Source organism: Psychrobacter aquimaris (assembly GCF_016107525.1).
Lineage (GTDB): Bacteria > Pseudomonadota > Gammaproteobacteria > Pseudomonadales > Moraxellaceae > Psychrobacter > Psychrobacter aquimaris.
In genome coordinates, this window is the sequence record NZ_JABASR010000007.1 from 97,216 (window position 1) to 109,312 (window position 12,097).

Consider the following 12,097-nt stretch of genomic DNA (forward strand, 5'->3'; position numbering starts at 1 on the left):
TTATTCAAGTTTTTAATCAATAGGTTAATAAAGTTTTTGATACGATATTATCAATATAGAGAAACTATAGTTTACTTTCTACTATTTTTTTCACTGTTGGTCTGCTTAAACCTGTTATATCACTAACTTTTCGTTGGCTGAAGCCTAGATCAATTAGATTGTCAGCATAATTTTTCATTTCTGATTTGTCGCTTTTGTTCATATTTTCTAAACTCGATTCTATATAGCTATCTAAAACGTCTACAAAATAAGTATCTGATAGTATGGATTTCTTTCTTAATGTGTTAATTTCTTTATCAATCTCGGCATAAGTACTTCCTTTGAATAAAATGCTTAAAAGTATTAAGGTATTTTCATCATTCAATTTTTCTAAAAGATTAGATTGCAAAAATTTTAAAATGTCATCGTAGCTAGGATATGGAAAAGCTATAGTTCTATCAAACCTACGCCATACAGCTGGGTCTAATAGTTCTTCATGATTAGTAGCTGCAATTAATAGTCCATCATTTGGCCACTCGTCAATTTCCTGTAGCAACACAGTGACTAATCTTTTCAGCTCGCCAATTTCACCTCCGTCGTCACGACGCTTAGCGATTGCATCAAATTCGTCTAATAGAAGCACTGCAGATTGAGACTTAGCGAAATCTATTACTGTCCTGATATTGTTACCTGTTCTCCCTAAGTAACTACTCATAACTGCTGATAAATCCAAAACATAAAACGGTTTATTAAGCATTAACGCTAGCCATGCTGCTGCTAGTGTTTTTCCAACTCCTGGTGGACCGGAAAATATAACTGATGTTATTGGCTTTAAACCGGCTTTGACTAACTTTTCTTCAAACTCTCTCTCTCTGATAGTTTCATCTAGGATATTTTGTACATTTTCAGGCCATCTGGTTTCTGGAAGGACTTTACTTGAGATAGTGGTTTTAATTAGTTCCAATCTACTATCTTGATCAACTGGTAAAGGCTGCTTAGCAAATCTGAGGCTTTTTGTGATTCCAGCACTTTTATTTTTCTTTATGATTGGCAAAACTCTGTCGTTTAACTCGGGATACATTTTAGCGAGCTTCATAAGGTTTTGGCGGGCAAATTTCACTGCGTCCTCATTTTTACTATCTAATATAAGTTCTGCCAAAATTATAAATTTATCAAAATCTTTCATTTATTTACCACCTGTGACTCAATGTTAGCAACATGTTAAGTCAAAATGGTAAGTTTTACAACGTATTTATTAAAATACTTACCATGTAATTAACTGAGAGATTATTCATGAAAAACTTACTAATCTTGGCGGGGTTTGTCATTGGAACACTATAAAAGGCAAGCCTCTTTTGTTTGCCATAATTGGTCATCGAAACACGCAACTGGACCCATTACTATGAAACAAAGACTCGCCAAATTAAAACTACTGCAGACAGCACTTGCCAGCCTCCAAGCAGCGATAGACATCAAAGCGCGGCTAACGGCAGCAAAAGAGCGTATCAACGTATTGAGAGAAATTGGCGCAATAGGAAGCTTGACGTTAAAAGAGGTTCGACAAGCTGCTGCCGATTATGAAGAACTAGATGGTGTAAATGAGGACGAGTATAGCGATAATCCAAACGATGAAAACTATCGCTATGCTGACACAGGCTATATCGCAGGATCTCACAAAGAACGCGCAAGTAGTCGCATTAAAGATTTGGCCAAAGGAGGTATCACAGTCAAGGCCACTGATATTGAATGGGACGAAATTGAGGCTGATGCTTTAGTTGCTGAAGATGTGATTAAAAAAGCCAACATCATGGGCAATGTAGATTACCAGGCGTTAAAAGACCAGAATGTGGAAGCTGGTACCGCTTATCTTATCCAAAGGGTTTTGGCCTCTGTGGCGCCTGAACCTTATTGGCATGTCATGGGCTTTTTAACAAACCCCGATATTAATAGCGTCACCTAAGAAAATTAAATTTCATACCCCCGCCCTCTACACTATATAAATAATAGCATATAGAGCTTTTCTAGTTTGTCAGAGTAAGATTGTTCCATGGTATATGCAAATATTGATGATATTTTAAACACCATAATATTGAGGGGTTTACTACCTAATAAGTTATAGTTTCAATCAGAACTTGATCTACTTTAGCGTTAACTATTTCTAGTATCGATTTGAATGTTAAGCATAGCTCGACTATAAAACTGACTACATCAGTGTATTTATACGGACTCTAATGCTTGCTGGCAAGCTTCAGCTAAATAAGGGTCAACCGTATCTTGTTTTAGCAGCCACTTCAGATATCCAGCCCCATCTGAATGGGTAGCCAAATCTGCAATAGCCTCACCTTTATGCTTGCCAAAACTTAAATGCGTGGGTACACGTGCCATCTGGCTAAATCCATATAAGCTCTTCACATCACTTATTTCATGACACTGACTATTAGCCAAGTCAATCAAACTACCAAGCACCAGCTCAGCAAAGTAAATATCGGCAATGGTAGCATGACATCTCTTGCTTGAGCACGCGCTATATCTCGGTGAAAATGATAGATGAGGGGTACTAGCTTATGACTTTTCAGCGTAGGAAGAAGGAAATTAGCCATTGCATTGATGCATATCAACTTAGGTGTATGAGTCACACCCACATTTTTAAGAACTGTCATATCAAAATCGATATTATGACCAATTAAGTAATCAACACTGTTAGGCAGTCTAAAATCTGTATGAGGTGGTTCACCTGCCACATCCTCATTACAGATATGTGATATCGCAATAGAACCCAAGCTAATTTCTTTTAAAGGGTTGAAGTGCTTAGCTTTCGGCTCCTGCAACACAGTCACCTTGCCATCGATGATATCAACAATAGAGTAGGCGGTCTCGGTCATATGTGGCTAGATTAATCCTGTTGTTTCTGTGTCAAGTATATATGTGGTCATAATTAGTCTTCATAAATATGAGGAACTTAGCAGTCTGTTATAGATGGTTCTATTATATCAGTCTATTTTAAGTGGTCTATTAATGGGTTTGGAGGGTGAGATACTTGGTTCCTTTGGGGTATGCTCTATACTGATAATTTATTTTTATTCAGACTGATCACTGTCATTTTTAACACATCTACTGTTCACCATCAAAAAAGGATTATTAAGATGAACAAAGCTATATCATTAACTTTGGCTACTTTAGCTTTTACATTCTCAGCCTCTGCTTATTCTGCACAGTTTTCTTCTATTATTGATGCAATGGCAATCCCTAAAACCTCTCCAAACACTGTAAGTGTCTGGGAGAACGCAGATAAAATTAAAGGTATTAAATGGAAATGGCCGTATTACGAATCAGGCGCCCATGATAGTACGATGGAAGGCACAACCAAAGTAGGTAGCAGTAAAAATCCTAATGTTGGTGCTACTGAAATTACTATCACTGGTGCTAGAACTTTCATGACAGCTATTGAAATAATGATTCAAAATGAAGGGGAAAATCCTTCTAAAAGTGAAATAAACAAGCTTTTTGGTGCAGGTAGAGTGTTAAAAATAGCATCATCTTGTGACCAAAATGATGCTACATGGGGTGATGGTACTTATCATTTCACCAGTTCAAAAGGTCAGCCAGGTTTTATACGTTACGAAAGTAGTTGGGGTGCTTCAGGAAGCGGTGCTGTAATAATTACAGTTGCTAATAGATTAACGGATTTAAATCATCGCTATGATGACTATGAGGATGAGAATTGCTATGACAATCGGACGTTAGAAAAATGGGCAGTTGATTAATTAAGCTACATTTAAAAACTGTAGAAACCATCATGGGAGATTTTAAGCAGACAGCTTAATGCTAATGATCCACGTTGATGATTTTTTAGTCACTAAATCCATATCTAACACTATTATATCGATGCCTGTATAGCGCACCGAACATATACTGATAACTCATTGAATGAATATACTACTTTGAAAATGGGTTTAGAGACTAAACTGCATTGAAGTTGTCAAAGGCTTAACATATCGAGAGACTATAATGATCTCAAAATATTCGAAATGCTCGCGTTAATTTTATAATCGCCCTGCGAACTTGACTTCAGGAAGTCCTGTGTAAGCAAATATTTCCGACTTCATTAGCGCACCATCACTATCTGTCGGTGTATCTAGACCCACTTTAGCACTTGTGCAATAAAGCGTTTCATAACTGGGTCCTGCAAATACTGGACAGGTCATTTGAACACTGGATGACTCGATTATACGGTCAATTGTTCCATCTTGTGTATACCGAACGACTCTACCACCGCCCCATTCTGCATTCCAAAGAAACCCTCCAGTATCTATACAAGAACCATCTGGCGCACCCGGACCGTCGATTTTTGCGAATAAGCGCTGGTTCTGTAGAGAAGGGTAATCACAGCAAAAAATACATCCTTGCATTGAGTCCGCGTAGTACATGGTTGAGCCGTCCAGACTGAAACAGATACTATTGGCTATCATCACTTCAGGAAGATCTAGTGTCTCTATCTCAAGCGTTACCGCATTGAGTCGGTGGAATCCGCCAACTGGCTGCACTGGGTCACCTGCATACATCGTGCTGAACACAAAGTTGCCCGCACGGTCGCAACGACCGTCATTGATGCGGGTACTAGTTACTCCAGGCGAGGCTGCAATTTTGGTAAAATGACCGTTGGTCAAGTTGTAGTATCCTAGACCAGATGCCAGTCCCATTAGCAGTACATTTTTATCTGCTGTAAGGGCAAATGAGCCTAGTGGTTCAGATAGTGACCAGTGGCGAACATCACCGCTGATAGGATAAAGAGCTCGCAACTGACAGCCTGGAATATCAGTCCAAAACAGCTGACTTGTCCTTTCACACCAGATAGGACACTCACCTAAAAGGCTGATAGTATCGTTTATAGGTTCAAACATAATCATTCCTTAAGTCTCATGGAATAAGATAAAAATATCGCATGCAAGGTCATGGAAACTTGCATTCGTTTGATTAAGGACTACTATCGCAGTGTATAAGTAAGCGATGCGACTACTCGTAGCAGTTAGCTAGAGAAAAATGCTGATAATTTATCACCCAACAAGGAAACGGCTAGACCAGCTAACATCACTATCAATCCACCCAGCTTGATTAGGGATACTGGTCTCTCAGTAGCTCCCAGTAATCCAAAGTGATCGATAAACAACGATGAGATAATTTGCCCAGCAATAGCAAGCCCTAGCAGCGCTGATAGACCCACTTTGGGCGCTAGCACTACATAACTCAGCAATGCAGCACAACCCAGCACGCCACCCAGCAGACTCCACCAAGGCTGAGCAGGAATAGCGATCAGTGAAGCGACTATCCCGCCCCGCATCAAGGAATAAAGACCAAGACACAGCGCACCAGCAGTAAAGGAAAACAACGCCGCCGCGACAGAATCACCCCCGACGCCTTTAGCCAGTTGAGCGTTCAGCGTGGTCTGCAAGGTAATCCCCAGACCCGCGCAGAGTGCCATGAGATAATATATTAAATTCATCTCGCGCTTCCTTACTGAGCTGATTCAAGCGGCAAAAACGCCTCAGCAAAGATGTCAGGCACGTAACCTGCGGCAGCAAAAAGATGCTCGCGAGACTCATCGATTGCCGCACGCAGACGCACATTATCCACGCCTAGCACTTTGCCACCACGTTTGACAATGCGTCCGCCAATCATGACCGTATCAATATTGCTACGGTCGGCTGCATGTACCACGGTGCTAAAGGCATTGCCTGATGGATAAAGATTCATGTCCTCAGCATTGATAAGGACAATGTCGGCCTGTTTTCCTGGTGTCAGGCTACCGATTTTATCCTGCAGCCCTGCACAGACCGCACCATCAATAGTGGCCGCTTTTAGCAGGTTATGAGACTGTAGGGTAAGCGGATGCTGTTCTGATCCGCAGCAATGCTTATGTTGCATGCCTGTAGCGCGCTGTGAATAAAAGGCGACTTTCATTTCCATAAACATATCGCCGCTATAAGACGTTTCATTATCCACGCTAAGCCCTGGGCTAATACCGTGACGTAAGGCGGCCTGCATAGCAAACACGCCATCTTCGATACCGTAGTGCGCATCTGAACGTGGACATACATTCACTCGAACGCCAGCCTCACGTAAAATCTCCCAGCCAGAATCCGGAAGCGCCGTACAGTGGTTAAAGATATTATCAGGGCCCAGCAGTCCCTTTTGATGTAGTCCTTCGAGCTCATCTGCCATTTCTCCACCGAAAAACTCAGTGATAATCGGCACATTTAATCGACGAGCTTCAGCCCATAGTTCAGGCTCCAACTGTGCCATGATCGCGAGCGAAATTAGGCTATTTTCTTCACTTTTAAAGTATTTCTCTTGTAAACGCTCAATATTACCCGGCCAATGGGCGGTGTCCCATTCTCCGCTTACGGGCGCCCCAGTAGCATGGATAGAGCGAATACCTGAATCAAGTAATGCTTCGACAGCAGCATCAGAGTGTGCACCCGTACGGCTGTTGTGCGAATTATCGATAACAGTAGTGATGCCCGCATCGATGCAGCTCAGTACCGTCATCAAGTTACCGATATACATGTCAGAGGGACGATAATATTTGGCAAAAGAAAAGTGCGTGGCATGGCTATAGTCTTCAAGCGTTTCGGCATGCGAATTGAGACGGCGCATTTGTCCTTCCCAAGAGTGGCGATGCGAGTCGACCATGCCGGGCATGGCAATCATGCCAGATGCGTCGATAACATCGGCATTATTGGCCTCAATGCTTTCACTGATCTCTATTATCTTGCTACCTTCGACAAGAATATCAGCGCTCACCAAATTACCGACATCATTATCCATACTTAAGATGGTGGCACCTCGGATAAGTGTTCGATTTGCTTGTGTTTCGGTGTTTTGTACGATGTTACGAGTATAGTCAGTCATGTTAGGTTTACCTTTTTATTATATTGTGGGGAGATGATACGCAGAGTGACACGTCTGAAAAAGAGGGTTAAACTGTTTTCATTATCCCGTAATCACGAATAATGCTGACCCATTATGTTGGCTCAAGGAAAAAAGAGTATGGATCGTATCCAAGCAATGCAGGTTTTTGTGCGTGTAGCAGAGGCGGGTAGTTTTATTCACGCGGCACAAACGCTTTCCTTACCAGCGTCAACCGTCAGTAGCACGATCAAAAATCTTGAAAAGTATTTACAAGTACGTTTGCTAAACAGAACCACGCGGCGAGTCAGCCTAACGCCAGAGGGCACGCAGTATTTGGTGCAATGTCAGGAAATACTCAAATTAATTGAGCATACAGAGACCAGTCTTACCGATTCAGTAAAGCGGCCACAGGGTCGTCTGCGAGTGGATATGCCTGGCGGTATTGCACATTTTATCGTCATGCCAAATCTGAAAGATTTTTATAAGCGCTATCCAGATATTTATTTGATGATCGGCGTTAATGATCGGCAGGTTGATCTCGTTCAGGAAGGGGTAGACTGTGTCATTCGAACAGGGGAGCTTACTGACTCAACGCTCGTTGCACGTCCGCTTGGTCAGTTTCGCTGGGTGACGTGTGCGTCTCCTGCCTACCTCAAAAACAACGGTATTCCGCAGAATCCAGATGCGCTATCTCAGCATAAAGCTATCCATTATTTTTCAGGACACAGCAGACGAACGGGTGAGATGTATTTTGTTAGGGACAGTAAGCAGATATCAGTCCCAGTCAAAGGTACTGCCGCCGTCAATGAAACAGGACTCTACATTAAAATGTGTCTCGAAGGCTTTGGGCTGGCGCAGCTTGCTGAAAACGTGGTATCAGATCATTTAGGAGAGGGCAGACTGATTGAAGTTTTGGCGGACTGGCAGCCGGCGTCCGTACCAGTTAGTTTACTCTATCCACATCAGCGTTTTCTTTCGCCAGCCGTTCGCGCATTCGCTGATTGGATAATCGAGCTTGTCCGCGATGGCAACTCGGTAACTTAAGGATAGATAGATTGTCTCTCACTTATCTAAAAATACGCGTTTAACTCAGTGATAAGTAAGTTCAAGATAAGCGTTGCGACCAGCCATCATGCCACTACATGCACCGGCAACAGAGATAGCGGCTGTAATTAATAGCGGTATAGTCCAGCTTCCGGTCCAATCGTGCAGCTGACCTAGTAGCAAAGGACCTGCCGCTGCCATTAGATAACCGACACACTGTGCCATGCCTGATAGAGCAGAAGCATCGTCGGCATTGGTTGTACGCAGACCAACAAACGTCAGACCAAGCATCATGCTAGCGCCAGAGCCAAAACCCAAAAACGCGGCCCACAACATAGCAAGGTCTGGTAAGTAGATGAATCCGATCAGGGAGAGTGCAACCAACAGACTCACCGTTACCGCCGCTAGTTTTTGATCTTTTAAGCGCCGAAGCGTGGCTGCCAGTATCAATCCTGGAATGGCTGTGGCGAGTTGCAATGTCCCATGTACGGATCCTGCTTGCGCAGCGGATACCCCATTATCTATCAAAATAGTGGGTAGCCAGCCGACAGCAACATAGAACGGCATGGCATTTAGACCCATAAATAAAGTGACCTGCCACGCTAAAGGTGACTTCCAAACATTTACGCTTGCCGATTTTTTGCGGCTTGCCATCATCACAGGATCGTGCTTTTTCAGTTGTGGTATCCAAAAGAGAATGGCAAACAGCGGGGCTGTGATTAGTAAGCCTAACGCAATAGGCCAGCCCCAGCTCTGCGCTAGAGGAATAATTATGACAGATCCCAATGCGCCTGCTGCACCCATTGTAATGGAGTAGGTCCCTGTCATGGAAGCCATGTTTGTTGGAAACTCGCGTTTAATCAGACCGGGCAATAGCACGTTACCAAAAGCAATGCCTGTTCCTATTAATACAGTACCAACGTACAACGCCCACACACTGCCTGCAGAGCGTAGCAAAATGCCCAGCGAAATAATGATCAGCGCTACAAAAATGGTGCGCTCTAAACCGAATTTTCGTGCAAAAGAGGCACTCATTGGCGAAAATGCAGCAAAGGCAAGCAATGGCAATGAGGTCAGCAGACCTACTGACGAAGAACTCAGGCCAAAATCACTTTGGATTAGCGGCAGAACGGGCGCTATTGCCGTGAAAGTAACACGTAGGTTAACGGCGATAAAAAGTATTCCTGCGACAAGCACAATAGCATGCCACTTGTTTTTAATAGTATTGAGCATATTCTCTAGCTTTCTTCAAAAAAGAAGCACTGTAGAATATTTAACACCTATATAATATAGATAACATGACAATTGATACCTATATTATGCCAAATACTAAAAAAACCGTGTCATCACCAGCAGAGTTTGATTCTGATATGTTTGCGCAGGCAGCAGTTGCCCTTCAACTTGCACCAGTATCGAATGATTCAGAGGTTCATCAACATGAGCATCGCAAAGGCCAGCTGATTTTATCTGTGCATGGCGCGGTCAGTTGCGAGGTCCCAAATGCAATTTGGCTTGTACCTCCTCAGCATGCTGTTTGGATCCCTGGCGGCACGCCTCATAGCTGCCGTGTCACCCAAAATGCTCGCACTTGCTTTTTATTTATTGAGCCCAACGCGTCGGAGATGCCCGAAGACTGCTGTACCGTTGCTATCACGCCACTCGTTCGAGAATTGGTCCTACATCTTGCTGAACAGGAACCTTCATACCCTTCTGAAAGCAAAACAGCGCGTCTGGTTGCCGTGCTGCTTGAACAGCTTTCTGATGCACCAATTAAAGAGCTGCATCTGCCAATATCAGATCATCCAAAAATCAGATACATTGCGGATACACTCTTTGCAGACCCAAGTAACCGTACTACGCAGCGCCAATGGGCAGAGCAACTGGCAACGAGCGAACGCTCACTGGCCAGACTCGTGAAAAGCGATACGGGACTGAGCTTCGGACGCTGGCGTCAGCAGCTACATCTGATGATTGCACTGAGTAAGTTGGCAGAGGGACAATCTGTGCAAAACGTGGCGGGGATTTTAGGATACGACTCTGTTAATGCATTCATCACTATGTTCAAAAAATCCTTGGGTAAATCGCCTACCCAATATTTTTCATCGTTACGTTAACGCACCATCATATATAAGAATCGGACTGCTAGTGTTCAATACTACTTACAGTTCTTACCCTCGAAAACTCATTTTATGTACACCGCGAAGTACACTGTGAGTATTTCAGCGAGTTAAAACCTTTCTACCATTAGCCCACAGCCAAAGATTCAAGTCCTCACTAGGGTACCGAACCAGTGAAAGCACCTGATTGGTTAGCCATAGGTATACTCAATAAAATTCAGAGGAGCAATAGACGCTTTAAAAACAGGGTACGTTCCTGTGTCATTTAGTGTTTTTAACTCTTTTACGCCTGCAGGCTCCGGCTGTAAATCCTCGATTGCAAATTTTTATTAGTAGAGTAAAGACATAACTAATTGAGGCTAAAAGGGTATGTATCTAAACCATCAAGGCTTAGATAGATTCGCTATTTTAGAGTAGTGAGCATGTAAAAGTTGGTTCACTTCCTCAGTAGTAGCAATTCGACCTTCGACGAAATCGTCAAAAATGTGCTGAGTGTCAGGGTTTGCGTGAAGATTATCTACAGCATGACTACCACGAATCCACGCACTAATACGCCGCCGCTCTTCTATTTCCGCTTGACTCACAAGGATAGGACGATCATCAGACATTTTTCTTTCCATTTCATAAGTTGAGGCAGTTGTCGCAATTTTTGCGATAACTGCATTTTGGAAAATGATGTAACTGTCGCAAAATTTGCGATAGTTGCCCATTAACTATTTTTTGGGCTCTCGATTTCTGCGTCATTTAGTGTGATAGCGTGCAAATGGTACTTAAACGTTATATATATAAAGCTCACAAGATTTTAAAAGTCATTGAATAGAATAAAATATAGCCGTGATCAAATTCCTATCAAACTGAGATTTTCCCAAACTTTGCGCAAATATTGGTGCAGTAGGTAAAGGTCTTCGATGACTTCTACACGGTAAATATATGGCAGCAGTTACTAAATATACCAAAATCTAGAAGAGTAATACACGCTCTGAACCGTCCTGGGGTTGTGGGAAACTTAACGAATGAATATTGATATTTTTAGTTATTTCGTCTCCTGCATAAGAGAGCCCATCTCAGATTCTGTGTAACTACCCTTTAGATTAAATGCTTACTGATACGATCATCAAACATAATCATAAAACGATTAAGAGCAGCCGTCCAGTTACGAATTGGCATCGACCACTTTTTGCATACCTGCTGGGTGGCTAAGTATACCACCTTGAATGCGGCTTGATCAGATGGGAACACCACACCTTACGCTTATTCACTGCCGTCCGAATGAGACTATTCAGTGATTCTATAGCATTGGTGGTATAAATGGCTTTTCTAATGTTTTTAGGATATTCGAAGAACGCTGTTAAGCCCTCCCAATTGCTGCGCCAAAACTTAACCTCATGCGGGTATTTATTACCCCACACCTTATCGAAATGCTCAAGATCGGCCTCTGCTATCTCAAGCGTATCAGCGCCGTAGATGGCCTTTAAGTCAGCCGCTACTGCTTTCTTATCCGTCCATGGCACAAACTTCATGGAATAACGCACCATGTGTACGATACACAGCTGAACCTGAGCGTTGGGGTAAACCGTATTGATAGCATCATGGAGGCCTTTTAAACCATCGACACAGGCAATGAGGATATCTTGTACTCCACGGTTTTGTAGTTCAGTGAGAACGCCCAGCCAGAACTTAGCGCCCTCATTCTCTGATAGTCACATACCAAGTAGCTCTTTTTTACCGTTAAGAGCAAACCCCAATTTTCACAAAGATACCTGATAAATCTTATTATCAATAATTCGTGCTGTAAGCTTTATATGAATAGGCTTGGAGAGATTATTAATATAGTGTATTCATATCTTTTTAGTATTCAGTATATCTATAAATACTATTCATAGACCCGTAATATTATAGGTAGTCGCACCAAGTAATTTCAAATATATGCATACATATAAGCCAGTTATTTCGAAACTATCTTGCCAGCCACACCATTCATTCGATATTTTTTAGTATCTCATGTGATAACGATACCAAAGAGCTTATCATCTGTTTAATAATTTTTT

The 12,097-nt window shown here is 42.5% G+C and carries 12 protein-coding genes and 1 pseudogene; 4 read left to right on the forward strand and 9 right to left on the reverse strand.

Features of this window, described 5'->3' with window-relative positions; translation table 11 throughout:
• Positions 1-64: 64 nt before the first annotated feature.
• Complete coding sequence (locus tag JFC10_RS07955; RefSeq protein ID WP_198332393.1) at positions 65-1,165, reverse strand: AAA family ATPase; 1,101 nt, start codon at positions 1,163-1,165, stop codon at positions 65-67.
• Positions 1,166-1,381: 216 nt separating this feature from the next.
• Here JFC10_RS07955 and JFC10_RS07960 point away from each other — a divergent pair, with 216 nt between their 5' ends.
• Entirely contained in the window at positions 1,382-1,939 is a 558-nt protein-coding gene (locus JFC10_RS07960) for a hypothetical protein (protein ID WP_198332394.1), read from the forward strand.
• A 257-nt stretch (positions 1,940-2,196) separates the two neighbouring features.
• On the opposite strand, the gene JFC10_RS14880 is transcribed toward JFC10_RS07960, so the two are convergent.
• Positions 2,197-2,364: a hypothetical protein gene (locus JFC10_RS14880; RefSeq protein ID WP_227685985.1), complete on the reverse strand. Its 168-nt coding sequence runs from the start codon at positions 2,362-2,364 to the stop codon at positions 2,197-2,199.
• Positions 2,365-2,429: 65 nt separating this feature from the next.
• Positions 2,430-2,861, reverse strand: coding sequence for a 3'-5' exonuclease (locus JFC10_RS14885; protein ID WP_227685983.1), 432 nt, complete (start codon positions 2,859-2,861; stop codon positions 2,430-2,432).
• A gap of 261 nt (positions 2,862-3,122) precedes the next feature.
• Between JFC10_RS14885 and JFC10_RS07970 the strand changes: the two genes are divergently transcribed.
• Positions 3,123-3,743, forward strand: a complete 621-nt coding sequence (locus JFC10_RS07970) for a hypothetical protein (protein WP_198332395.1) — start codon at positions 3,123-3,125, stop codon at positions 3,741-3,743.
• 279 nt (positions 3,744-4,022) lie between these two features.
• Here the strand turns inward: JFC10_RS07970 and JFC10_RS07975 are convergent, their stop codons facing one another.
• From JFC10_RS07975 to JFC10_RS07985, 3 genes are all read right to left on the reverse strand, one after another.
• Positions 4,023-4,880, reverse strand: a complete 858-nt coding sequence (locus JFC10_RS07975) for an SMP-30/gluconolactonase/LRE family protein (protein ID WP_198332396.1) — start codon at positions 4,878-4,880, stop codon at positions 4,023-4,025.
• 125 nt (positions 4,881-5,005) lie between these two features.
• Positions 5,006-5,479 (reverse strand): DMT family transporter, encoded by a 474-nt coding sequence (locus tag JFC10_RS07980; protein WP_198332397.1) that lies wholly within the window; start codon positions 5,477-5,479, stop codon positions 5,006-5,008.
• Positions 5,480-5,490: 11 nt separating this feature from the next.
• Positions 5,491-6,888, reverse strand: coding sequence for an amidohydrolase family protein (locus tag JFC10_RS07985; RefSeq protein WP_198332398.1), 1,398 nt, complete (start codon positions 6,886-6,888; stop codon positions 5,491-5,493).
• Positions 6,889-7,026: 138 nt separating this feature from the next.
• Between JFC10_RS07985 and JFC10_RS07990 the strand changes: the two genes are divergently transcribed.
• Positions 7,027-7,932: a LysR family transcriptional regulator gene (locus JFC10_RS07990; RefSeq protein ID WP_198332399.1), complete on the forward strand. Its 906-nt coding sequence runs from the start codon at positions 7,027-7,029 to the stop codon at positions 7,930-7,932.
• Between the two features lie 45 nt (positions 7,933-7,977).
• Here the strand turns inward: JFC10_RS07990 and JFC10_RS07995 are convergent, their stop codons facing one another.
• A complete protein-coding gene (locus JFC10_RS07995) occupies positions 7,978-9,165 on the reverse strand; it encodes an MFS transporter (RefSeq protein ID WP_198332400.1) in 1,188 nt (395 codons plus the stop codon).
• 86 nt (positions 9,166-9,251) lie between these two features.
• On the opposite strand from JFC10_RS07995, the gene JFC10_RS08000 reads away from it, so the two are divergent.
• Complete coding sequence (locus tag JFC10_RS08000) at positions 9,252-10,046, forward strand: AraC family transcriptional regulator (protein ID WP_198332401.1); 795 nt, start codon at positions 9,252-9,254, stop codon at positions 10,044-10,046.
• A 386-nt stretch (positions 10,047-10,432) separates the two neighbouring features.
• On the opposite strand, the gene JFC10_RS08005 is transcribed toward JFC10_RS08000, so the two are convergent.
• Both JFC10_RS08005 and JFC10_RS08010 read right to left on the reverse strand, forming a co-directional pair.
• The gene (locus JFC10_RS08005; RefSeq protein ID WP_198332402.1) at positions 10,433-10,657 is read right to left on the reverse strand and encodes an antitoxin VbhA family protein; all 225 of its coding nucleotides are present in this window, start codon (positions 10,655-10,657) and stop codon (positions 10,433-10,435) included.
• A gap of 478 nt (positions 10,658-11,135) precedes the next feature.
• Positions 11,136-11,794: pseudogene (locus JFC10_RS08010) on the reverse strand (IS256 family transposase); the annotation flags it as partial.
• Positions 11,795-12,097 lie beyond the last annotated feature (303 nt).

What these genes read in the sequence shown, in the direction of transcription:
- JFC10_RS08005 (WP_198332402.1), bottom strand. Translation starts at nt 10,657, where the DNA reads ATGTCTGATGATCGTCCTATCCTTGTGAGTCAAGCGGAAATAGAAGAG.
- JFC10_RS07955 (WP_198332393.1), bottom strand. Translation starts at nt 1,165, where the DNA reads ATGAAAGATTTTGATAAATTTATAATTTTGGCAGAACTTATATTAGAT.
- JFC10_RS07985 (WP_198332398.1), bottom strand. Translation starts at nt 6,888, where the DNA reads ATGACTGACTATACTCGTAACATCGTACAAAACACCGAAACACAAGCA.
- JFC10_RS07960 (WP_198332394.1), top strand. Translation starts at nt 1,382, where the DNA reads ATGAAACAAAGACTCGCCAAATTAAAACTACTGCAGACAGCACTTGCC.
- JFC10_RS07975 (WP_198332396.1), bottom strand. Translation starts at nt 4,880, where the DNA reads ATGTTTGAACCTATAAACGATACTATCAGCCTTTTAGGTGAGTGTCCT.
- JFC10_RS07995 (WP_198332400.1), bottom strand. Translation starts at nt 9,165, where the DNA reads ATGCTCAATACTATTAAAAACAAGTGGCATGCTATTGTGCTTGTCGCA.
- JFC10_RS07980 (WP_198332397.1), bottom strand. Translation starts at nt 5,479, where the DNA reads ATGAATTTAATATATTATCTCATGGCACTCTGCGCGGGTCTGGGGATT.
- JFC10_RS14880 (WP_227685985.1), bottom strand. Translation starts at nt 2,364, where the DNA reads ATGGCACGTGTACCCACGCATTTAAGTTTTGGCAAGCATAAAGGTGAG.
- JFC10_RS07970 (WP_198332395.1), top strand. Translation starts at nt 3,123, where the DNA reads ATGAACAAAGCTATATCATTAACTTTGGCTACTTTAGCTTTTACATTC.
- JFC10_RS14885 (WP_227685983.1), bottom strand. Translation starts at nt 2,861, where the DNA reads ATGACCGAGACCGCCTACTCTATTGTTGATATCATCGATGGCAAGGTG.
- JFC10_RS08000 (WP_198332401.1), top strand. Translation starts at nt 9,252, where the DNA reads ATGCCAAATACTAAAAAAACCGTGTCATCACCAGCAGAGTTTGATTCT.
- JFC10_RS07990 (WP_198332399.1), top strand. Translation starts at nt 7,027, where the DNA reads ATGGATCGTATCCAAGCAATGCAGGTTTTTGTGCGTGTAGCAGAGGCG.